We start from the raw sequence: 21094 nt of genomic DNA, 5'->3' as shown, positions 1-21094 counted from the left end.
ATGCGCGCGGTGGTGCAGCGGGTCAGTTCCGCCTCGGTGACCGTCGACGGCGAGACGGTCGGTCAACTCGACCTGTCGGACGGCGAGCTCGGACTGGTCGCGCTCGTCGGAGTCACGCACGACGACGGTCCGACGGCCGCAGCCAAGCTCGCCGACAAGCTCTGGCGACTCCGCATCCTGGACGGCGGCGACGACCGCCGCGAGGCGTCGGCCGCCGATCTGAACGCGCCGATTCTCGTCATCAGCCAGTTCACCCTGTACGCGAACACCGACAAGGGGCGGCGGCCGTCGTGGAACGCCGCGGCCCCCGGCCCGGTCGCCGAACCGCTCGTCGAGCGAGTGGTCGACGAACTCCGCGGCCTCGGTGCGACGGTCGCCACCGGCCGCTTCGGCGCCCACATGCACGTCGACCTCGTGAACGACGGCCCGGTGACGCTGGTCCTCGACGTCTGAAGCCCGATCACCGCTTCGGTGACGCGAGGATCGCCGCGAGGTCTGCGGTCAGGTCCGACGACCCGAGGACCTGCAGTGCGACGTGATCGGCACCCGCCGCGAGGTGTTCGTCGACCTGTGCGCGGACGGTGGCGGCGTCGCCGTGCGCGACCAGTGCGTCGATGAGGGCGTCGCTGCCGCCATCGGAGATGTCGGCGTCGGTGTAGCCGAGCCGCTTCAGGTTCGACGTGTAGTTGCGCAGATGGAGGTACGGCTGATCCACGGGCGGGCGGCCGACGGCGCGCGCCGCCTGCGGGTCGGCGTCGACGACCACCTTGTGCTCGGGAGCCAGGAGTACGCCGTCACCCACCGTCTCGCGGGCGACAGCGGTGTGCCCGGGTGTGGTCAGGTACGGATGGGCACCGAGGGCGCGCTCGGCGGACAACGCCAGCATGCGGGGACCGAGAGCGGCGAGAATCCGTCGATTCACCGGGACGCCGCGGTCGTCGAGAACGTCGAGATACTGCTGCACGGCCCGGTACGGCGAGGTGTACTCGGCGGTGGCCTCCGGATGGCCCGCGCCGATGCCGAGGTAGAAGCGGCCGGGGAAGTCCTGTTCGAGGTCGGCGAACTCGGCGGCGATGGCGGCCGCATCGGTGTTCCAGATGTTGACGATGCCGGTGGCGACGGTGATCGCCTCGGTGGCCTCCAGGACCCGCCGGACCGGCCGCAGGTGTGCCGGCGAGCCGCCGAGCCAGATCGTCCCGTAGCCGAGCCGTTCGATCTCCCGTGCGCTCTCCGGTGAGAACTGGTTGAATCCGCCCCAGACGCCGTGCCGGCCGAAGCGCTGAATGTGCGATGCCCTGTCACTGTCGGTCATGGTCCGTGCAACCGGTGGTCACCACCGCGCTATTCCCGGTCGGCTTGATCCGGGTCCCGGCACGGCGCGCTGATACCCTTCCCCTCGTGCCGAATCCGCTGAGCCGTACGACCACCGCCCAGCGGGGCCGTCTCTTCGGTCTGGCCGTCGCGCTCCTCGCGATCAACACGGTCATCGGGATCCGCTGGCAGAGCTACCTGGACCTCCACGTGTACCGGATGGGCGCCCGGCTCTGGCTCGACGGCGAGTCGCTGTACGGCCCGACGCCTCTCGTCGACGGCCACGCACTGCCGTTCACCTATCCCCCGCTCGCGGCGATCGCGTTCAGTCCGTTCGCGATCATCCCGACCGCCGCCGCCGACGCCCTGATGTTCGCCCTCACCCTCGCCGCCGTGGGGCTGACCCTGTGGATGGTGCTCGCGAGGTTGGCGCCGCGGATGAACCTCATCGACCGCTGGACGGTCGTGATCGGCGGCACCGCGATCGCCGAGTTCATCGAGCCGGTGCGACAGACGCTGAGCTACGGGCAGATCAACGCCGTCCTGATGGCGTTGATCGCCTTCGACATCCTGTGCCGGCATCCCCGTTGGCCACGCGGGCTGCTGATCGGCGTCGCGGTGTCGATCAAGCTCACCCCCGCGGGCTTCCTGCTGTACTTCCTGCTTCGCCGCGACTGGCGCGGTGCGGCGACCATGGTCGCGGGCACCGTCGGCGCGGTCGCCGTGGCCTGGCTCGTGATGCCGGCCGACTCCGCGAAGTATTGGTTCCACACGCTCGGGGAGACCGGCCGGATCGGCGCGCCCTACTATGCGGGCAATCAGTCGATCAAGGGCGCGGTGTTCCGGTTCGGACTCGGTGAAGGCGTGTCGACGGCTCTGTGGATCGCGCTGTCCGCGCTGACGGTCGTGCTCGCCGCGGTCTGGATGCATCGTCTGCTCGCCGCCGGCCAGCAGGCGACGGCGCTGCTCGTCAACGCGGCCGCGGTGCTGCTGGTGTCGCCGGTCAGCTGGTCGCACCACTGGACCTGGGTGGCGCCGGCGCTCTTGGTGGCGGTCTACGCGATCACCACGCGGCGATTCGGTTGGCCTTTGGTCGCCACGACCGTCCTCGCCACCGTCGTCTTCGCCGTCGGTCCGCACTGGCTGCTGCCCGGCGGCCACGACGCCGAGCTCGGCTGGACGTGGTGGCAGCGGATCGTCGGCGACGCCTACGTCTGGTTCACCGTCGCCGTCCTGGTGGTCGGCGCCGTCCGCTGGCGACCGACCGCGGCGCTCGAGACAGCCGACCGCACACCGGTACGTGCCGGGGACTGAGGGTCAGGCCCAGACACACCACCGGCCGTCGACCTTCCGCAACTCCGCGGGCAACGGCACGTCGGTCCCCATCGTGTTGAGCGCGCCGTCGACGCGTGCCGTCGTGCCGTCGACGGTGATCGACACCAGTTTCACGCGGACCTCGCTGCCCGCCGTGCCGATGCCGCTGAGCATGCCCTCGGTCTGCGCGAGCTTCTCGGTCGGCTCGGTACGTCCCGTGCACACGCGGGCCGAGGCGACGTCGCCGGACTGCACGGCCATCGCATAGTCGTGGTAGACCGCCTCGACCTGCTCCCGCTGCTCGGCGTCACCGGTGTCCGACTGCTTCGCGCTGTTCACGACGAAGAACACGATGACGGCCACCGCCACGACCGCGAGCCCGCTCCCCAGCACGGCCAGCCGATGCCGCATCTGGATTCCGTTGTCGCTCATGGGCACCGTGCTCCTCCGCCTCCGCCGACGAAGTTCGTCCGCCGCGTCAACCGCATCGTAGGCCCGACCCCGACGCTGCGGGACCGGCCGACGAAACCGAAGACCCCCCGACCGAGTGGACTCACTCGATCGGGGGTCTCCCGTGAAAATGCTGCCGTGCGCCGGTGTCAGCGTCGCGGCGTCAGAATGCGCGGGCCGTCCTCGGTCACGGCCACCGTGTGTTCCCAGTGGGCCGACCGCGAACCGTCGTCGGTGACGACCGTCCAGTCGTCGTCCAGCACAGTGGTCGCCTCGGTGCCGAGCGTCAGCATGGGCTCGATCGCCAACGTCGATCCGACGACCAGCCGAGGACCCCGATTCGGCTTGCCCTCGTTGGGCAGGAACGGATCCATGTGCATTTCGCGGCCGATGCCGTGGCCGCCGTAGCCGTCGACGATGCCGAAGTCACGACCGAACGTGGCCGCCGCCGCGTAGGTGCCCTGCTCGATCGCGTGCGAGACGTCGGTGAGCCGGTTACCCGGGATCATCGCCGCGATGCCGGCCTCCATCGAGAGCCGGGTCGCCTCACTGAGCTCGCTGTCCGCCGTCGACAGCTCACCGATGCCGAAGGTCCACGCCGAGTCGCCGTGCCAGCCGTCGAGGATGGCTCCGCAGTCGATGGACACCAGATCCCCGTCGGCGAGCACCACGTCCTTCGACGGGATGCCGTGCACGACCACCTCGTTGACCGAGGAGCAGATCGAGCCCGGGAACCCGTGGTAGCCCTTGAACGACGGCACCGCGCCCGCATCGCGGATCACCGACTCGGCGATCTCATCCAGGTCGAGCGTGCTCATGCCGGCCTTCGCAGCGTTCCGGACCGCGACGAGGGCGGCGCCGACGATCGCGCCCGCCGCCTCCATCGCGTCCAGTTCACCCGCCGACTTGAACGGGACCGGCTTCGGCTTGCGGAAACCCACTGGAGGATCAGGCCTTGCCGAGCGCGCGCAGCACGCGCTGGTGCACCTCGTCGACACTGCCGACGGCGTCGATCTCGGTGACCTGGTCCGCGTAGTGGTCGAGCAACGGCGCGGTCTCCGCGTCGTAGACCGCCATGCGGTTGCGGATGACCTCTTCGGTGTCGTCTGCACGACCGCGGGCGAGCATGCGCTCGACGACGACGTCGGTGTCGACCTTGAACGACAGCACGCCGTCGAGCTTGGTCGAGAGGTCGTCGAGAATGCCCTCGAGGGCCACGGCCTGCTCAGTGGAGCGCGGGAACCCGTCGAGGATGAAGCCCTTCGACGCGTCCGGCTCGGCGACTCGCTCACGGACCATGTTGATCGTGATCTCCGGCGGGACCAGGTTGCCTGCGTCGAGGTACTTCTTGGCCTCCACCCCGATCGGCGTGCCCTGCGAGATGTTCGCGCGGAAGAGGTCACCGGTCGAGATGTGCGGAATGCCGAGGGCCTCCGACATCAGTTCGGCCTGTGTGCCTTTGCCCGCTCCGGGCGGTCCGAGGATGACGAGTCTCACTTCAGGAACCCTTCGTACTTGCGTTGCATCAACTGGCTGTTCACTTGCTTGATCGTGTCGAGGCCGACGGCCACGATGATCAGGAGGGCGGTACCGCCGAACGGGATGTTCGAGGCGCTGCCGCCGCCGATGTCCATGAACAGGTTCGGGAGGATCGAGATGATGCCCAGGTACAGCGAGCCGGGCAGCGTGATCCGGCTGAGCACGTAGCTCAGGTAGTCAGCGGTCGGCTGTCCGGGGCGGATGCCCGGAATGAATCCGCCGTACCGCTTCATGTCGTCCGCGCGCTCCTCCGGATTGAAGGTCACGGCGACGTAGAAGTAGGTGAAGAAGATGATCAGCAGGAAGTACGCGACGATGTGGAACCAGCTGGACGGGTTGATCAAGTTGTCCTGGAGCCACAGCTTCCAGCCCGCCGCTTCGCCGTCGTTGCTGTTCGTCAGCTGAATGACCAGCTGCGGGATGTAGAGCAGCGAGGACGCGAAGATCACCGGGATGACGCCCGCGGTGTTGACCTTGATCGGCATGTACGTCGACGAGCCGCCGTACATCTTCCGCCCGACCATGCGCTTGGCGTATTGCACCGGTACTCGTCTGGTGCCCTGCTCGATGAAGACCACCGCGACGAGGATCAGGAAGATCGCGACGCAGACGAGGCCGAAGGCGAGGCCGCCGCGCTGCTGGAGGATGGTGCGTCCCTCCGAGGGGATACGGGCGGCGATGCCCGTGAAGATCAGCAGCGACATGCCGTTGCCGACGCCGCGCTCGGTGATGAGCTCACCGAACCACATGACGAGGCAGGCGCCCGCGGTCATCACCAGCACGATGATCGACAGGCCGAACACGCTGGTGTCGTTGAGGATCGCGTCGGCGTTGCAGTCCGCGCCGCTCGACGGGAGCAGATTTCCGGTGGCTGCCAGTGCGACGATGCCGGTCGACTGCAGCAGCGCCAGGGCGACAGTCAGATAACGCGTGTACTGCGTCATCTTCGTCTGGCCCGACTGGCCTTCCTTTCGCAACTGCTCGAACCGCGGGATGACCACGGTGAGCAGCTGAACGATGATGCTGGCCGTGATGTACGGCATGATGCCGATCGCGAACACCGACAGCTGCAGCAGTGCGCCGCCGGAGAACATGTTGATCAGCGAATAGATCTGACCCGAGTCGCCGCGGCTGGCCGCGTCGACGCAGCTCTCGATCTCCTTGAAGTCCACACCGGGCGACGGAAGCGTCGTACCGAGGCGGTAAAGCACGAGGATGCCGAGGACGTAGAAGATCTTCTTCCTCAGGTCGGGCGTCCTGAAGGTCGCCACGAGGGGGGAAAGCACTAACTCCTCCTATAGCACCGCAGACTCGGTGGGCACGTCAGCCTCATCGTGCATTGGCGGTCGACTCGGAAATGACCCGGGCGCCCGACGACGGACGCCCACGGTGAAACTTTAACAGTCCGGTGAACGGCCACCGGTCAGGTGCGCGGCCGACGACTCAATAGTCGTGCGGACGCTCACCTGACCGGTTCGGCTGTTCTGCATGCGGCGGAGGCTCAGGCCTGCGTCGCGGTGCCGCCGGCAGCGGCGATCTTCTCCTTGGCGGAGCCCGTGAACTTGTCGGCGGTGACGTCGACCTTCACGTTGAGCTCACCGTCGCCCAGAACCTTCACGAGCTGGTTCTTGCGGACGGCACCCGCAGCGACCAGGTCGGCGATGCCGATGGCGCCGCCTTCCGGGAACAGGCGGGCGATGTCGCCGACGTTGACGACCTGGTACTCCACGCGGTTGCGGTTGGTGAAGCCCTTCAGCTTCGGCAGGCGCATGTGAATCGGCATCTGGCCGCCTTCGAAGCCGGCCGGAACGTTCTTGCGCGCCTTGGTGCCCTTGGTACCGCGACCAGCGGTCTTACCCTTGGAGCCCTCACCGCGACCCACGCGGGTCTTCTCGGTCTTCGCACCCGGAGCGGGGCGAAGGTGGTGCAGCTTGATGGTCATGACTAAACCTCTTCGACTGTCACGAGGTGACGAACCACGTTGATGAGGCCGCGGTTGATCGGGGTGTCCTCGCGGGTGACGGTCTGACGGATGCCCTTGAGCCCAAGGGTGCGCAGGCTGTCACGCTGGTTCTTCTTGGTACCGATGGTGCCCTTGATCTGGGTGATCTTCAGCTCAGCCATGGTCATGCTCCCTTGTTCGCAGCGGCAGCGGCGCGTGCGCGCAGCATGCCTGCCGGAGCGACGTCCTCGACCGGCAGTCCACGACGAGCAGCGACCTGCTCCGGCTGCTGCAGCATCTTCAGTGCGGCGACGGTGGCGTGAACCACGTTGATCGCGTTGTCCGAGCCGAGGCTCTTGGCGAGGACGTCGGTGACGCCCGCGCACTCGAGGACGGCACGCACGGCGCCACCGGCGATCACACCGGTACCCGAGCTGGCCGGACGAAGCATCACGACGCCGGCCGCGGCCTCACCCTGAACCGGGTGGGTCACGGTGCCGCCGATCAGCGGAACGCGGAAGAAGTTCTTGCGAGCCTCTTCGACGCCCTTCTGGATCGCCGCGGGAACTTCCTTGGCCTTGCCGTAGCCGACGCCCACCATGCCCTGGCCGTCGCCGACGACCACGAGAGCGGTGAAGCTGAAGCGACGACCGCCCTTGACGACCTTCGACACGCGGTTGATGGTCACCACGCGCTCGAGGTGGTTCTTCTCCTCGCGCTCGCGGTTGCGGTTGTCGCGGCGATCGCCGCGGCCGCGACGCTCGCCGCGGTTGTCGTTGCTGTTGTTTCCGGCGGGTCCGTTGCCGCCATCACGCTGACGTCCGGGCATCAGAAGTCCCCTCCGTTAATCTTGTTGGTCATCATCAGAACTGCAGTCCTCCCTCGCGGGCGGCGTCTGCCAGAGCCGCGATGCGGCCGTGGTACGCCTTGCCACCGCGGTCGAAGACGACGGCTTCGATGCCTGCGGCCTTGGCGCGGGCGGCGACGAGCTCGCCGACCTTGGCGGCCTGAGCCGACTTGTCGCCACCGGCGGCGCGCACGTCAGCCTCAATGCTGCTGGCGGCGGCCAGGGTACGACCGGTCAGGTCGTCGATGACCTGGACGTGGATGTGACGGCTGCTGCGCTTGACGGCCATGCGCGGACGCTCGGCGGTGCCGTTGATCTTCTTGCGCAGACGGAAGTGACGACGGTTGGTCGCGGTGCGACGACGAGTCGAGACGTCCTTGCCGAGGGGCTTGCGAACGGTTGCTGTTTCACTCATGGCTTACTTACCCGTCTTTCCGACCTTGCGGCGGATCTGCTCACCCTCGTAGCGAATGCCCTTGCCCTTGTAGGGGTCCGGACGACGCAGGCGGCGGATGTTCGCCGAGATCTGGCCGACTAGCTGCTTGTCGATACCCGAGACCGAGAACTTGGTCGGGGACTCCACCGCGAAGGTGATGCCCTCCGGAGCCTCGATCGGCACGGGGTGGCTGTAGCCGAGGGCGAACTCGAGGTCCTTGCCCTTGGCCTGGACGCGGTAACCGACACCGAAGATCTCCATCTTCGTGGTGTAGCCCTGGGTCACACCGACGACGAGGTTGTTCAGCAGCGAGCGGTTCAGGCCGTGCAGTGCACGGTTCTGCCGGTCGTCGTTCGGACGCGTGACGACGATGGCGTTCTCTTCCTTCGCCACCTCGATCGGCGAGGTGACCGTCAGGCTGAGTTCGCCCTTCGGACCCTTCACCTTGACGTCCTGGCCGTCGATTGCGACGTCGACGCCTGCGGGGATTTCAATGGGGTTCTTACCAATACGCGACATGTTTCGCTCCCCTACCAGACGTAAGCGAGGACTTCGCCGCCCACGCCCTGGTTTGCTGCCTGGCGGTCAGTGAGCAGACCGGACGACGTGGAGATGATGGCCACGCCGAGGCCGCCCAGGACCTTGGGCAGGTTGGTGGACTTTGCGTACACACGCAGACCCGGCTTCGAAACACGGCGGAGGCCGGCGATGCTGCGCTCGCGGCTCGGGCCGTACTTCAGGGTCACGGTGAGCTTCTTGCCGACTTCAGCGTCTTCGACCTTGAAATCGGTGATGTAGCCCTCGCGCTTGAGGATCTCGGCGATGTTCACCTTGATCTTCGACGACGGCAGCGACACCTCGTCGTGGTACGCCGAATTGGCGTTACGCAGACGCGTCAGAAAGTCTGCGATCGGGTCAGTCATGGTCATGGTTGACCGTCAACCTTTCTCGTAGCGGTTCCCATACAGCGGTGTCACCGGCATCTCTGCCGATCAGCACTGGTGGGCCTTCCACGAAGTGGATAGTTGTGCATTGTTCAACGCCCGAAGATGCCATTGGCTTTTCACCGGCACCGTCAAGCTGTATGAAGTTGTGGGCCCTGGGGGCACACTTCACCCAGGCAACCTGAAACAGTGTAGTGAATCTGCAGGCAGAACCCAAATCAGTGGGCGGCGTTCCCCCAGTGTTCGGCGTGACCATCCGGTGGTCACGCCGAACACTGGGGATTTCGTACGGGACTGTCCACAGCCGGTCCGAATGTCTTCCGCTGCCCCGCCGGCCGATTCAGACTCATCCGCATGGGGGAAGCGGGACATGAGCACGTCGCAGCGGCACGACTGTCGAGTCTGCTCCGCGACCAGGACGGCGTGGTGACGCGCGAGCAGGTCTGCGCGTGCGGACTGGATTCGGCCTTCATCCGACGTCGGCTCCGCAGCGGCGCGTGGGTCCGCGTTCACCCGGGTATCTACCTCACCCACACCGGACCGGCGACGTGGCTGCAGAGGGCGTGGTGCGCGATCCTCGTCGCCGAGCCCGCGGCGTTGAGCGACCAGTCGGCGCTGCTGGTCGCGTCCGGCGACGCCCAGCGGCTCGGCGGATCCGACGCGATTCACCTCGCCATCGAATCCGGTCGGCGAATCACGCCCAAGCGCGGCGTCGTCTTCCATCACCGCTCGGATCTCGACGCCGTCACCATGACGGGTGCGCTGCCTCCCCGGGTCCGAGTGGACGAGGCAGTCCTCGACGTCGCCGCCCGCGCGACCACCGAGCTCGGCGTGATCGCCGCGCTGGCCGACCCGGTGCAGGCCAGGCTGACGACCGCGCCCCGCCTTCTCGCGGCGCTCGATCGGCGGGCACGGATCCGCCACCGGGTACTCATTCACGACGTCCTGACGGACGTCGCCCGCGGCACCTGCTCGGCGCTGGAACACCGATTCCTCACCCGGGTGGAACGTCCCCACGGGCTGCCCACCCCGAACCGGCAGGCGCCGACGACCGCCGGGCGAAGCGGATTCCGGGACCTCCACTACCCCGACCTCGGACTGATCGTCGAGTTGGACGGCAGGCTCTTCCACGACGACGCGCTCGCCCGCGACCGCGACATGGAGCGAGACCTCGACGCGGCCGTGTTCGCCCGCGCCCGCACGCTCCGACTGTGCTGGGGACAGGCGGCGGTGCGGTCGTGCACGACCGCCTCGAAGCTCGGCGTCGTGATGAATCGCCTCGGCTGGACGGGCCGGACGACGCCGTGCGCGTCGCCCGAGTGCGCCGTCCGGCAACAGCAGTGTTCGGCGTGACCACCTGGTGGTCACGCCGAACACTGGGGATTCATGCCGGGGACTCCGCCCAGGTCAGGTGCGCTGTTCGGGCAGGATGTGCGCGCCCGTCTTGTCGCACGCCAGGGCCAGCGACGAGATGTACTGCTTCGACCCGTCCGGCGCAGGCAGTGCCGAGGCCAGCATGTCCGGGCGTTCGAACTCGGTCTGGGTGACGCAGCACCAGAGCTTGGCGTCGCTGGGATTGCCGTGCTCGTCGTACATCGGCAGGTCGATGCCGTCGTCGGTGCGACGAAGGTAGTAGCGACCTCGGGTGAGGATCGCGATCACCGGCGGCAGGACCACGGCCAGACCCGCGGCGACGAGCGGTGAGAACGGCGCGATCCCGTCGCCGAACGCTCCGAAGAAGACCGCGATCGAGGCGCCCGCGGCGACGATCACCGAGACGAATCCGACCGGGTTCACGGCGTACAGCATGCCCCGGCGGAACTCCGGATCCTTCGGGCTGATGCCGAGCAGGTACTTGTTGACGACGATGTCCGTCGCGACGACGACGATCCAGGCGATGCCGCAGTTCGCGTAGAAGTTCAGGAGTTCGGACAGGAAGCTGAACATGTTCGCCTCCATCAGCACCAGCGCGATCGCCAGGTTCACGACCACGAAGACGAGGCGGCCTGGGTAGGTCTTGGTGACCCGCGTGAAGGAGTTGGTCCAGGCCAGCGAACCGGAGTAGGCGTTGGTGACGTTGATCTTGATCTGCGAGATCACCACGAGGACCACGGCCAGGGTCATCGCCAGCCAGGCGGGCATCATCTCGTCGTAGACGGCGACGAACTGGTGGACGGGCTGATTGGCGATTCCCGCGCCGTCCGCGACGTTCGCGATCAGGTAGACGGCGAGGAACAGACCGACGATCTGCTTGACGGCGCCGAACAGCACCCAGCCCGGGCCGGCGATCAGGACGGCGGTCCACCACCGGCGCTGATTGTCGGGAGTCTTGGGCGGCATGAACCGCAGGTAGTCGATCTGCTCGGCGATCTGTGCGATCAACGACAGGCAGACGCCGGCGCACAGCATGATTCCGGCCCAGCTGACCCCGGCTCCGCGGGGCGCGCCGTTCTCGTCGACACCGGAGAACGCGAGGAACTCGGAGACCGAACCCGGGTGCGCGGCGAGCAGGTAGATCAGCGGACCGACCATCATCACCAGCCACAGCGGCGTGGTCCACACCTGAAGTTTCGCGAGGGCCTTCATTCCGTAGATCACCAGCGGCAGCACGATCAGCGTCGACGCGAGATAGCCGATCGGCAGCGGTATCGACAGACCGAGGTTGAGACCCTGGGCCATGATCGAGCCCTCGAGCGCGAAGAAGATGAAGGTGAACGACGCGAAGATCAGATTGGTGACCACCGAGCCGTAGTAGCCGAATCCGCTGCCGCGGGTGATCAGGTCGAGGTCGAGGTTGTACCGAGCGGCGTAGTACGCGAGCGGGATGCCCGTCGCGATGATCACCGTCGCGAACAATCCGATGCCCCACAGCGCATTTCCGGTGCCGTGCGCCATGCCGATGTTCGCGCCGATCGAGAAGTCGGCGAGGTAGGCGATGCCGCCGAGAGCCGACGTGGCGACCACGGCCGCGCTCCACTTGCGATAGCTTCGCGGCGCGAAACGCAGCGTGTAGTCCTCGAGTGTCTCCTTGAGCGCCTCGCGCTCTTCGAGATCGGGTGCGGACACCGCCCCGATGTCGCGCGTCACCTGATCGGTCATCGATCCTCCACTCGCCGTTGTTGATTCGGTGAGCTGACCGTATGGACGAGATGTCTCCACGCGGCGACGCGCGAGTTTCGGCCGTGCTACGTGTGCGGCGGGCGACGTTACGAATGCGTGGCGTCCGCAGACTGGTAACCTAGCAAGCGCTTGGTTGAGCGCGACGCAAGGAGAATCCGATGGCCCTCGCCACCGACGACCGGCTCGCCATCGACGACCTCGCGGAGCGCTACGCGCATCTCGTCGACGCGGGCGAGTTCGAGCGGGTCGGCGACCTGTTCCTCCCGGACGCCACCCTGACGACGCCGCTTCCGCCTCGCGAGCTCGGCCCGGTGCAGACCAGCACCGGCAGGCAGGCCATCGTCGACGGCCTCGGCAAGCTCGACGGCTTCGCCGTCACCTTTCACGGACTCGCGGGATCGATGATCGACGAGACCGGACCAGGCCGCGCCCGCGGTCGGATCAACTGCGTCGCGCACCACGTGGCGTCGTCCGGTCGCGACGCCGAGGACGTGGTCTGGCACCTGCGCTACGACGACGAGTACCAACGCGTATCGGGCGACTGGTTCATCGCGAACCGAGCGATCACGATCCTGCTTCTGGACGTGCATACCGTGAAGCTCGCAGGCATCAGAACTGCAGATCAGTCACAAATCTAAGACCTTCGCCTCAAGACGCTCGGGGACTTTAGTCCCACCGATCGCCGTTCGGCCCGTCGATTCCTTCGCGACGCCCGAATCGCCCCGATCCCGGTCCTATGGTGACCGTATGGCACCGTCTGACTCGGTTCAGGGCCCAGCAGCGCAAGCACTGCTGGACGTCGGCAGGTTCTTCACGAAATGGGACGAGACGGACGACAGTCGCGTCGTGTTCCGCGACGGCGGCAGAGCGGGCGACGTCTTCTATCGCGACCGCTGGAGTCACGACAAGATCGTCCGCTCCACCCACGGCGTGAACTGCACCGGCTCCTGCTCCTGGAAGGTGTACGTCAAGGACGGCATCATCACCTGGGAGACGCAGGAGACCGACTATCCGTCCGTCGGCCCCGATCGGCCGGAGTACGAGCCGCGCGGCTGCCCGCGCGGTGCCGCGTTCTCCTGGTACACCTACTCCCCGACCCGCGTCCGGCACCCGTACGCGCGCGGCGTGCTCCTTGAAATGTACCGAGAAGCCAAGGCGCGCTTGAACGATCCCGTTCTGGCGTGGGCGGACGTGGTGAACGATCCGCTTCGTCGCCGCTCGTATCAGCAGGCGCGCGGCAAGGGCGGGCTCGTGCGCGTCACGTGGGAGGAGGCCACGGAGATGGCCGCCGCCGCACACGTGCACACCATCAAGACCTACGGCCCCGACCGCTGCGCGGGATTCTCGCCGATCCCGGCGATGTCGATCGTGAGCCATTGCGTCGGCACCCGTTTCATTCAGCTCATCGGCGGCGTGATGACGTCGTTCTACGACTGGTACGCCGATCTCCCGGTCGCCAGCCCGCAGGTCTTCGGCGACCAGACCGACGTCCCGGAGTCCGGAGACTGGTGGGACGCGTCGTACCTGATGATGTGGGGATCCAACGTCCCCGTCACCCGGACACCGGACGCCCACTGGATGGCCGAAGTCCGTTACCGCGGAACGAAAGTCGTCTCGGTCTCCCCCGACTACGCCGACAACACCAAGTTCGCCGACGAGTGGATGCCCGCACAGGCGGGCACCGACGCCGCCCTCGCGATGGCGATGGGTCACGTGATCCTCAAGGACTTCTACGTCGACCGCGAGAACGCCGACGGGTCCGGCGGCACCCCGTTCTTCTCCGACTTCACGCGCAAGTACACCGACCTGCCGTTCCTCATCCACCTCGACGAGCGCGACGGAACACTGGTCCCCGGCAAATTCGTCACCGCGGACGAGATCGGCGGCACCGCCGACGAGGACCACTGGAAGACGGTGTTCGTCGACGACGTCACCGGCATCCCGATGGTCCCAAACGGCACCCTCGGCGACCGCTATTCGGACTCGGGCGAAGGCAAGTGGAACCTCGCCCTGGAGGGCATCACCCCGCGGCTGACGATGATCGACGAGATCGGCGCGCAGCCCGTCGAGGTCTCGTTTCCTCTCTTCGACGCGCCGGACGGATCCGGGAGCGTGGTCACCCGCGGAGTTCCGGCCCGGCAGTTCGGCGGCGGTCTGGTCACCACCGTCTACGACCTCCTGCTGGCGCAGTACGGCGTCGGCCGCGACGGCCTGCCCGGCCAGTGGCCCACCGGATACGACGACGCCTCGAGCCCGTACACCCCGGCGTGGCAGGCCGAGATCACCGGTGTGCCTGCGGAACAGGCGATCCGGGTCGCCCGCGAGTTCGCGACCAACGCCGAGGAATCGGGCGGCCGGTCGATGGTCATCATGGGTGCGGGCATCTGCCAGTGGTTCCACGGCGACGCGACCTACCGCGCGATCCTGGCGATGCTGATCCTCACCGGGAGCATGGGCCGCAACGGCGGCGGGTGGGCCCACTACGTCGGGCAGGAGAAGTGCCGGCCGATCACCGGCTGGATCTCCCTCGCGAACGCGCTCGACTGGAGCCGTCCGCCACGGACCACACCCGGCACGTCGTACTGGTACATGCACACCGACCAGTGGCGCAACGACGGCTACTCGACGTCGGCGCTCACCTCGCCGCTGTCGTCGGGGACGCTCGACGGGATGCACACGGCCGACGCCATCGCGCAGTCGGCACGACTCGGCTGGATGCCGTTCTACCCGCAGTTCTCGACCAATCCGCTCGAGGTCGCCGACGCCGCGCGTGCCGCCGTCGACGCCGGTGAGGCGGCGACTCCGGCGGACTACGTCGCGGACCGGTTGGTGGACGGCGGACTGACCCCGGCGATCTCGGACGTCGACGCTCCGGAGAACTGGCCGCGCACGCTGGTCCTGTGGCGGTCGAATCTGCTCGGCTCGTCGGCCAAGGGCAACGAGTACTTCCTGCGCCATCTGCTCGGCACCCACCACAACGTGCTCGGCACCGAGAACCCGGAGGCCCCACGACCGCGCGAGGTCAAATGGCACGAGCAGGCGCCGGAGGGCAAACTCGACCTCCTGATGTCGGCCGACTTCCGGATGACGTCGACGACGCTGCTGTCGGACATCGTGCTGCCCGCCGCCACCTGGTACGAGAAGCACGACCTCTCGTCCACCGACATGCACCCGTTCGTGCACGCGTTCAGCCCGGCGATCGACCCGCCGTGGGAGGCCAAGAGCGACTTCGACATGTTCCACCGCCTCGCCCAGGAGCTCTCGCGGCAGGCGAGGACCCATCTGGGCACCCGCCACGACCTGGTCGCGACCGCCCTGCAGCACGACACCCCGGGCGAGACCGCGCAGCCGCACGGCCGGGTCGTCGACTGGCGTGAGACCGGGAACCCCGCGAAGCCGGGCGTCAACACGCCGGTCTTCCAGGTGGTGGAGCGCGACTACACGGCGATCGCCGACAAGCTGGCCTCGGTCGGACCGCTGGCCGACGAGCTCGGGTTCACCGTCAAGCACGTCACCTTCGACGTCGGCTCCCAGGTCCCGAAGCTGGCGGCGTCGAACGGCGTCATGTCCCACGGCGTCGGCGCCGGACGGCCCGCGATCGACACCGACGCCAAACTGGCCGAAGCGATCCTGACCTTCTCCGGAACCACCAACGGCGAGTTGGCCGTCGACGGTTTCAAGAAGCTGGAGCGCCGCGTCGGCAAGAAGCTCGCCGACCTCGCCGAGGGCTCGGAGGAGAAGCGGATCACCTTCGCCGACACCCAGGCGGCCCCGGTCCCGGTGATCACCTCCCCGGAGTGGTCGGGTTCGGAGACCGGCGGTCGACGGTACGCGCCGTTCACGGTGAACATCGAGCGGGAGAAACCCTTCCACACACTCACCGGACGACTGCACTTCTACCTCGACCACGACTGGATGCTCGACATCGGCGAGGCGATGCCGACCTACCGGCCGCCGCTCGACATGCACCGGCTGTTCGGGGAGCCGAAGCTGGGCGCCGACGGCAGCAAGGAGATCACCGTCCGGTTCCTGACGCCGCACAACAAGTGGTCCATCCACTCGGAGTACCAGGACAATCTCTTCATGCTGTCGCTCTCCCGCGGCGGCCCGACGGCCTGGCTCTCGGCCGAGGACGCGGCGTCGATCGACGTCCGCGACAACGACTGGATCGAGTGCACCAACGCCAACGGCGTCTACGTGGCCCGCGCCGTGGTCAGTCACCGCATGCCCGAGGGCGTCTGCTTCGTGCACCACGCGCAGGAGCGCACCATCGACGTCCCGAAGTCGGAGGCCACCGGTCGTCGCGGCGGCATTCACAACTCGCCGACCCGGCTGCTGGTGAAACCGTCCCACCTGATCGGCGGCTACGCGCAGCTGTCGTACGCGTTCAACTACCTCGGGCCCACCGGCAATCAGCGCGACATCGTCTCGACTATCCGCAAGCGAAGCCAGGAGGTGACGTACTGATGCGAGTCATGTCGCAGGTCGCGATGGTGATGAACCTCGACAAGTGCATCGGCTGCCACACCTGCTCGGTGACGTGCAAACAGGCGTGGACCAATCGGGCGGGCACCGAGTACGTGTGGTTCAACAACGTCGAGACCCGCCCGGGGCAGGGCTATCCGCGGCGGTACGAGGATCAGGAGGAGTGGAAGGGCGGCTGGCACCTCAACAAGAAGGGCAAGCTGCGGCTCCGCACCGGCGGACGACTGCAGAAGCTCTTCACCATCTTCCACAGTCCCGTCCAGCCGACGCTCGACGACTACTACGAGCCCTGGACGTACGACTACGAGACGCTGATCAACGCGCCGCTCGGCGACGACTTCCCCGTCGCCCGGCCGAAGTCGTTGATCACCGGAGAGGACACCAAGGTCACCTGGTCGGCCAACTGGGACGACAACCTCGGCGGCTCGATGGAGTACGGCGAGCTCGATCCGATCGTCGCGAAGATCCGCAAGGAGTCCGCCGACAAGATCAAGTTCTCGTTCGAGCAGACCTTCATGTTCTACCTGCCGCGCATCTGCGAACACTGTCTGAATCCGTCGTGCATGGCCTCCTGTCCGTCGGGTGCCATCTACAAGCGCGAGGAAGACGGCATCGTCCTCGTCGACCAGGACCGATGCCGCGGCTGGCGCCAGTGCATCACCGGCTGCCCGTACAAGAAGATCTACTTCAACCACCGGTCGGGCAAGGCCGAGAAATGCACATTCTGCTATCCGCGCGTCGAGGTCGGCCAGCCGACCGTCTGCGCCGAGACCTGCGTCGGCCGCCTCCGCTACATCGGCATCTTCCTGTACGACGCCGACGCGGTGACCGCCGCCGCGTCGGTGCCGAACGAGCAGGACCTGTACGAGGCGCAGCTCGAGCTCATGCTCGACCCGACCGATCCCGAAGTGATCCGCCAGGCCAAGGCGAACGGCATCCCCGACGAGTGGCTCGACGCGGCCCGACGCTCCCCCGTCTACGCCCTCGCCAAGAAGTACAAGGTGGCGCTGCCGCTGCATCCGGAGTACCGCACCATGCCGATGGTCTGGTACATCCCGCCGCTCTCGCCGATCGTCGATCTGCTCGCCGAGCAGGGGCACGACGGCGAGGACCGCGACAATCTGTTCGGCGCCATCGAGGCGCTGCGCATCCCCGTCGAGTACCTCGCGGAGCTGCTGACCGCGGGCGACACCGACCTCATCGAGTTCGTCCTGCAGAAGCTGGCGTCGATGCGGTCGTACATGCGCGAGGTGAATCTCGGCCGCGAACCCAATCCGCTGATCCCGGGCAGCGTCGGAATGAGCGAGGAGGAGATGTACGAGATGTACCGGCTCCTCGCCATCGCCAAATACGACGAGCGCTACGTGATTCCGACGGCCCACCACGAGCAGGCGCACAGGCTCGAGGAGACCGCGTGCCCCGTCGACTACGACGACGAGCTGCGCCACTACGGGTCGTCCGCGTTCGGCGAGGCCAGCGGGCGGCCGGTCCCGGTCTCCGTCGAGACCTTCGAGGCGCTCAGACAACGACAGTCGACCGACACGGCGGCGAGCGAATCGGTGCTGCGCGGCCGGACCAACCTGCTGAACTGGGACGGCAACGGCGTTCCAGACGGCATGTTCCCGAAGGGCGGCAACCGATCATGAAGCTGCTCGCCCGCCGCCGCGACCCGGCACGCATGGACTGGCAGGTGGTCCACCAGGTCTCGGCCTGGTGCCTCGGCTACCCCGACGAGCAGCTCTTCGACCGGCTCGATCTGATGCGCGCCGCACTCGACGAGCAGAGTCCGTCCACGGCGACCGCCGCACTGCGCCGGTTCCTCGAACACGCGGCCACCGCCGACCGGACGGGCCTGGCTCAGCACTACACCGACGTCTTCGACCTCTCGCGCAAGCGAACGCTGTACCTGTCGTACTGGTCCGCGGGAGACACCCGCCGGCGCGGTGCCGTGCTCGGCCGCTTCAAACAGCTCTACCGCGACAGCGGGTTCCTGGTGAACCTGCAGGGCGAACTCCCCGACCATCTGCCGATCGTCCTCGAGTTCACCGCACTGGCCGACGCCGACCGCGGCACGGCGATCCTCTCCGACAACCGTGCGGCGCTCGAGCTGATCCGCTTCGCCCTGCTCGATCTCGACTCGCCGTACGCCGACATCCTGACCGCGGTCTGCGCGACGCTGCCGGGTCAGGCTCCGCCCGACCGCGCCTCTGCCATGGCGATGGCCGCGCCGCAACGGCCCGTCGAGACCGTCGGATTGGAACCGTACGATCCGCGGCTGCTGCCGCTGATCACCGACGACCCCCTCACCGACCCCCTGAGAAACAACTCCGCGAAGGCCTTCCGATGAACATCTTCCTGTGGGGCGTTCTCCCGTACATCACGCTGTTGTGCGTGATCGGCGGAACCATCTGGCGCTACCGCTACGACAAGTTCGGCTGGACCACCCGCTCATCCGAGCTCTACGAATCGCGGCTCCTGCGGATCGGCAGCCCGCTGTTCCACTACGGGATCCTCGCGGTGATCGCCGGGCATGCGATGGGGCTGATCATTCCGGAGTCGTGGACCGACGCGGTCGGCATCTCCGAGACCATGTACCACTGGGTCGCCGCCATCGGCGGCATCATCGCCGCACTCGCCGCGATCGTCGGCGTCGCGATCCTGATCTACCGCCGTCGTCGCACCGGCCCGGTGTTCATGGCCACCACCCGCAACGACAAGCTGATGTACGTCGTCCTGGTGGCCGCGTTGATCGCGGGCACGTACATCACGATCGTCGGCATGATCGATCCCCACGGCGAGGGCGTGGACTACCGCCAGACCGTCTCTCCGTGGTTCCGCTCGGTCTTCGCCTTCCAGCCCGACATCGACGCGATGGAGGCCGCGCCGACCCGCTTCCACATCCACGTCGTGATCGGCATGGTCATGTTCATCCTGGTGCCGTTCACCCGCCTGGTGCACATCTTCACCGCGCCGCTGCACTATCTGTTCCGCCCCTACATCGTCTACCGCAGCAAGGATGCGCGCCCGGCCCCGGGCAACGCGCCGAGCCGTCGCGGATGGGCGCCGATCGGAGTGAAGGATCGTGACTGAATGACTGCCCCGACCACGTTCGACAAAGCCGCCCAGACCCGCAACCTCATCCTCGCGACGGCCGCGTTCGCGATCAGCTTCTGGGCGTGGAACCTCATCGCGCCGCTCGGCGTGTTCTACGCCGGTCCCGACCAACTCGACCTCGACTCCACGCAGAAGTCGGTCCTGGTCGCGGTACCGATCCTCGTCGGCTCGCTCGGCCGCATCATCGTCGGCGTCCTCACCCCGCGCTACGGCGGCCGCATCATGTTCACGGCGCTGCTCGTGATCTCGGCACCGTTCGTGATTCTCGTCGCCGTCGCCGGTGAGCTGAAGTCGTATCCGATGATGCTGGTGATGGGCTTCTTCCTCGGCATCGCGGGTACCACGTTCGCCGCGGGCATCCCGTTCCTGAACACCTGGTACGAACCGAGTCGACGCGGCTTCGCGACCGGCGTCTTCGGTGCGGGCATGGGCGGCACCGCGCTCTCGGCGTTCTTCACTCCGCGCTTTCAGGAGTGGTTCGGCTACTTCCCGACACACCTCATCGTCGCGATCGCGCTGGTGGTCGTCGCCGTGCTCTGTTGGATGTTCATGCGTGAATCCCCGGTGTGGGTGGCGAACACCGAACCCGCCGTACCGAAGCTCGTCAGCGCGCTGAAGCTGCCGGTCACCTGGCAGATGTCGTTCCTGTACGCGGCCGCGTTCGGCGGCTTCGTGGCCTTCTCGACATACCTCCCGACCTACCTCAACGACGTCTACGACATCACCGACCTCAAGTCTGCGGGCGCCCGCACAGCGGGCTTCGCGATCGCCGCCGTCGTCATGCGCCCGGTCGGCGGCGCCCTGTCCGACCGATTCGGTCCCCGCGTGATCACCGCGATCTCCTGCGGCGGCGCAGCGATCCTCGCCGTGTGGATGATGACCAAACCAGACATGGGCAACGGCATGGCCGCCGTCGACTTCATCCTGATGGCGATGATGATGGGCATGGGATCGGGCTCGGTCTTCGCCTGGGTGTCGCTCGCGTCGCCGCCGGCGAAGGTCGGTGCCGTCACCGGTCTGGTCGGCGCGGCCGGCGGCCTGGGCGGATTCTTCCCGCCGCTCGTGATGGGTGCGACCTACGACGCGGTCGACCACTCCTACACCATCGGACTCGGCCTGCTCGTCGCGTTCGCGGCGGCGGCGTGCCTGTTCACCGTGTTCGGGATACCGCAGAGCGAAGACGAGTCCGCTGAGACAGGAGCGAAGGCATGAGTTCGGTATCACTGCCCGAGGTCGTCGAAGAACTGCTGGCCGAGGCCCGCGAGGCCTCGTCCGGCCGAGCCGGCCGCACCGTCCGCGGCCACAGCGACCACCGCCTTCGGCAGACGGTCATCGCCCTGCGCGCGGGCGCGGAACTCTCCGACCACGAGAGTCCGGGCGAGGCCACCCTGCAGGTGCTCGCCGGACGGGTGCGGCTCACCTGCGAAGCCGGCGACTGGGAGGGGTCCGCGGGTGCGCTCACCGACATTCCGCTCGTCCGGCACGGTCTGCTCGCCGACGACGACTCGGCGGTGCTGCTGACGGTGGCACTGCAGTGAGTGGATGACCTTGAGCCGACGCCACACGGAGATCTCGCCCCGGGGATGATCCGC

General features: G+C 67.3%; 22 protein-coding genes. 10 read left to right on the top strand and 12 right to left on the bottom strand.

The window, feature by feature from the left end:
- Positions 1-453 (top strand): D-aminoacyl-tRNA deacylase, encoded by a 453-nt coding sequence (gene dtd, locus SCNU_RS09705; RefSeq protein ID WP_009679190.1) that lies wholly within the window; start codon positions 1-3, stop codon positions 451-453.
- A gap of 7 nt (positions 454-460) precedes the next feature.
- On the opposite strand, the gene SCNU_RS09700 is transcribed toward dtd, so the two are convergent.
- Entirely contained in the window at positions 461-1312 is an 852-nt protein-coding gene (locus tag SCNU_RS09700) for an LLM class F420-dependent oxidoreductase (RefSeq protein ID WP_009679189.1), read from the bottom strand.
- Positions 1313-1398: 86 nt separating this feature from the next.
- Between SCNU_RS09700 and SCNU_RS09695 the strand changes: the two genes are divergently transcribed.
- Positions 1399-2625 carry a glycosyltransferase 87 family protein gene (locus tag SCNU_RS09695; RefSeq protein ID WP_139025927.1) on the top strand — a complete coding sequence of 409 codons (1227 nt, stop codon included), beginning with the start codon at positions 1399-1401 and terminating at the stop codon, positions 2623-2625.
- A 3-nt stretch (positions 2626-2628) separates the two neighbouring features.
- Here the strand turns inward: SCNU_RS09695 and SCNU_RS09690 are convergent, their stop codons facing one another.
- The 10 genes from SCNU_RS09690 to rpsH all read right to left on the bottom strand — a co-directional run bounded on the left by SCNU_RS09690 (position 2629) and on the right by rpsH (position 8768).
- On the bottom strand, positions 2629-3057 hold the full coding sequence (locus SCNU_RS09690; RefSeq protein WP_009679187.1) for a hypothetical protein: 429 nt from the start codon (positions 3055-3057) through the stop codon (positions 2629-2631).
- Between the two features lie 167 nt (positions 3058-3224).
- Positions 3225-4016 (bottom strand): type I methionyl aminopeptidase, encoded by a 792-nt coding sequence (gene map / locus SCNU_RS09685; protein WP_009679186.1) that lies wholly within the window; start codon positions 4014-4016, stop codon positions 3225-3227.
- Between the two features lie 7 nt (positions 4017-4023).
- Positions 4024-4572 carry an adenylate kinase gene (locus tag SCNU_RS09680; protein ID WP_009679185.1) on the bottom strand — a complete coding sequence of 183 codons (549 nt, stop codon included), beginning with the start codon at positions 4570-4572 and terminating at the stop codon, positions 4024-4026.
- Complete coding sequence (gene secY / locus SCNU_RS09675) at positions 4569-5900, bottom strand: preprotein translocase subunit SecY (RefSeq protein WP_009679184.1); 1332 nt, start codon at positions 5898-5900, stop codon at positions 4569-4571. The genes SCNU_RS09680 and secY overlap by 4 nt, the downstream gene beginning before the upstream one ends.
- Before the next feature lie 215 nt (positions 5901-6115).
- The gene (rplO, locus tag SCNU_RS09670; protein ID WP_009679183.1) at positions 6116-6556 is read right to left on the bottom strand and encodes a 50S ribosomal protein L15; all 441 of its coding nucleotides are present in this window, start codon (positions 6554-6556) and stop codon (positions 6116-6118) included.
- Between the two features lie 2 nt (positions 6557-6558).
- Positions 6559-6738 carry a 50S ribosomal protein L30 gene (gene rpmD / locus SCNU_RS09665; protein WP_006895590.1) on the bottom strand — a complete coding sequence of 60 codons (180 nt, stop codon included), beginning with the start codon at positions 6736-6738 and terminating at the stop codon, positions 6559-6561.
- Positions 6739-6740: 2 nt separating this feature from the next.
- Complete coding sequence (gene rpsE, locus SCNU_RS09660) at positions 6741-7385, bottom strand: 30S ribosomal protein S5 (protein ID WP_009679182.1); 645 nt, start codon at positions 7383-7385, stop codon at positions 6741-6743.
- A 34-nt stretch (positions 7386-7419) separates the two neighbouring features.
- Positions 7420-7818 carry a 50S ribosomal protein L18 gene (rplR, locus tag SCNU_RS09655; protein WP_009679181.1) on the bottom strand — a complete coding sequence of 133 codons (399 nt, stop codon included), beginning with the start codon at positions 7816-7818 and terminating at the stop codon, positions 7420-7422.
- A gap of 3 nt (positions 7819-7821) precedes the next feature.
- Complete coding sequence (gene rplF / locus SCNU_RS09650) at positions 7822-8358, bottom strand: 50S ribosomal protein L6 (RefSeq protein ID WP_009679180.1); 537 nt, start codon at positions 8356-8358, stop codon at positions 7822-7824.
- 11 nt (positions 8359-8369) lie between these two features.
- Entirely contained in the window at positions 8370-8768 is a 399-nt protein-coding gene (gene rpsH, locus SCNU_RS09645; protein WP_009679179.1) for a 30S ribosomal protein S8, read from the bottom strand.
- A 369-nt stretch (positions 8769-9137) separates the two neighbouring features.
- Between rpsH and SCNU_RS09640 the strand changes: the two genes are divergently transcribed.
- Positions 9138-10136 carry a type IV toxin-antitoxin system AbiEi family antitoxin domain-containing protein gene (locus SCNU_RS09640; RefSeq protein ID WP_009679178.1) on the top strand — a complete coding sequence of 333 codons (999 nt, stop codon included), beginning with the start codon at positions 9138-9140 and terminating at the stop codon, positions 10134-10136.
- A gap of 54 nt (positions 10137-10190) precedes the next feature.
- Here SCNU_RS09640 and SCNU_RS09635 read toward each other — a convergent pair whose 3' ends face one another.
- A complete protein-coding gene (locus SCNU_RS09635; RefSeq protein ID WP_009679177.1) occupies positions 10191-11882 on the bottom strand; it encodes a purine-cytosine permease family protein in 1692 nt (563 codons plus the stop codon).
- Positions 11883-12061: 179 nt separating this feature from the next.
- Between SCNU_RS09635 and SCNU_RS09630 the strand changes: the two genes are divergently transcribed.
- The 7 genes from SCNU_RS09630 to SCNU_RS09600 all read left to right on the top strand — a co-directional run bounded on the left by SCNU_RS09630 (position 12062) and on the right by SCNU_RS09600 (position 21040).
- The gene (locus SCNU_RS09630) at positions 12062-12541 is read left to right on the top strand and encodes a nuclear transport factor 2 family protein (protein WP_009679176.1); all 480 of its coding nucleotides are present in this window, start codon (positions 12062-12064) and stop codon (positions 12539-12541) included.
- Positions 12542-12650: 109 nt separating this feature from the next.
- Entirely contained in the window at positions 12651-16370 is a 3720-nt protein-coding gene (locus tag SCNU_RS09625; RefSeq protein WP_009679175.1) for a nitrate reductase subunit alpha, read from the top strand.
- The gene (gene narH, locus SCNU_RS09620) at positions 16370-18034 is read left to right on the top strand and encodes a nitrate reductase subunit beta (RefSeq protein WP_009679174.1); all 1665 of its coding nucleotides are present in this window, start codon (positions 16370-16372) and stop codon (positions 18032-18034) included. Before SCNU_RS09625 ends, narH begins: the two co-directional genes overlap by 1 nt.
- Positions 18031-18735 carry a nitrate reductase molybdenum cofactor assembly chaperone gene (narJ, locus tag SCNU_RS09615; RefSeq protein ID WP_009679173.1) on the top strand — a complete coding sequence of 235 codons (705 nt, stop codon included), beginning with the start codon at positions 18031-18033 and terminating at the stop codon, positions 18733-18735. The genes narH and narJ overlap by 4 nt, the downstream gene beginning before the upstream one ends.
- Entirely contained in the window at positions 18732-19478 is a 747-nt protein-coding gene (narI, locus tag SCNU_RS09610; protein WP_009679172.1) for a respiratory nitrate reductase subunit gamma, read from the top strand. The genes narJ and narI overlap by 4 nt, the downstream gene beginning before the upstream one ends.
- Complete coding sequence (locus SCNU_RS09605) at positions 19479-20714, top strand: MFS transporter (protein ID WP_009679171.1); 1236 nt, start codon at positions 19479-19481, stop codon at positions 20712-20714. It begins immediately after the preceding gene.
- Positions 20711-21040, top strand: coding sequence for a cupin domain-containing protein (locus SCNU_RS09600; protein ID WP_009679170.1), 330 nt, complete (start codon positions 20711-20713; stop codon positions 21038-21040). The genes SCNU_RS09605 and SCNU_RS09600 overlap by 4 nt, the downstream gene beginning before the upstream one ends.
- Positions 21041-21094 lie beyond the last annotated feature (54 nt).

Source organism: Gordonia neofelifaecis NRRL B-59395 (assembly GCF_000192435.1).
Lineage (GTDB): Bacteria > Actinomycetota > Actinomycetes > Mycobacteriales > Mycobacteriaceae > Gordonia > Gordonia neofelifaecis.
The sequence above is the reverse complement of the archived record's forward strand: the minus strand, read 5'-3'. Positions and strand labels throughout refer to the sequence as shown.

Excerpts from the sequence above, each read along its gene's own strand:
- dtd (WP_009679190.1), top strand. The coding sequence starts at position 1 with ATGCGCGCGGTGGTGCAGCGGGTCAGTTCCGCCTCGGTGACCGTCGAC.
- SCNU_RS09700 (WP_009679189.1), bottom strand. The coding sequence starts at position 1,312 with ATGACCGACAGTGACAGGGCATCGCACATTCAGCGCTTCGGCCGGCAC.
- SCNU_RS09690 (WP_009679187.1), bottom strand. The coding sequence starts at position 3,057 with ATGAGCGACAACGGAATCCAGATGCGGCATCGGCTGGCCGTGCTGGGG.
- rplO (WP_009679183.1), bottom strand. The coding sequence starts at position 6,556 with ATGACCATCAAGCTGCACCACCTTCGCCCCGCTCCGGGTGCGAAGACC.
- rpmD (WP_006895590.1), bottom strand. The coding sequence starts at position 6,738 with ATGGCTGAGCTGAAGATCACCCAGATCAAGGGCACCATCGGTACCAAG.
- rpsE (WP_009679182.1), bottom strand. The coding sequence starts at position 7,385 with ATGCCCGGACGTCAGCGTGATGGCGGCAACGGACCCGCCGGAAACAAC.
- rplR (WP_009679181.1), bottom strand. The coding sequence starts at position 7,818 with ATGAGTGAAACAGCAACCGTTCGCAAGCCCCTCGGCAAGGACGTCTCG.
- rplF (WP_009679180.1), bottom strand. The coding sequence starts at position 8,358 with ATGTCGCGTATTGGTAAGAACCCCATTGAAATCCCCGCAGGCGTCGAC.
- rpsH (WP_009679179.1), bottom strand. The coding sequence starts at position 8,768 with ATGACCATGACTGACCCGATCGCAGACTTTCTGACGCGTCTGCGTAAC.
- SCNU_RS09640 (WP_009679178.1), top strand. The coding sequence starts at position 9,138 with ATGGGGGAAGCGGGACATGAGCACGTCGCAGCGGCACGACTGTCGAGT.
- SCNU_RS09635 (WP_009679177.1), bottom strand. The coding sequence starts at position 11,882 with ATGACCGATCAGGTGACGCGCGACATCGGGGCGGTGTCCGCACCCGAT.
- SCNU_RS09630 (WP_009679176.1), top strand. The coding sequence starts at position 12,062 with ATGGCCCTCGCCACCGACGACCGGCTCGCCATCGACGACCTCGCGGAG.
- SCNU_RS09625 (WP_009679175.1), top strand. The coding sequence starts at position 12,651 with ATGGCACCGTCTGACTCGGTTCAGGGCCCAGCAGCGCAAGCACTGCTG.
- narH (WP_009679174.1), top strand. The coding sequence starts at position 16,370 with ATGCGAGTCATGTCGCAGGTCGCGATGGTGATGAACCTCGACAAGTGC.
- narJ (WP_009679173.1), top strand. The coding sequence starts at position 18,031 with ATGAAGCTGCTCGCCCGCCGCCGCGACCCGGCACGCATGGACTGGCAG.
- narI (WP_009679172.1), top strand. The coding sequence starts at position 18,732 with ATGAACATCTTCCTGTGGGGCGTTCTCCCGTACATCACGCTGTTGTGC.
- SCNU_RS09605 (WP_009679171.1), top strand. The coding sequence starts at position 19,479 with ATGACTGCCCCGACCACGTTCGACAAAGCCGCCCAGACCCGCAACCTC.
- SCNU_RS09600 (WP_009679170.1), top strand. The coding sequence starts at position 20,711 with ATGAGTTCGGTATCACTGCCCGAGGTCGTCGAAGAACTGCTGGCCGAG.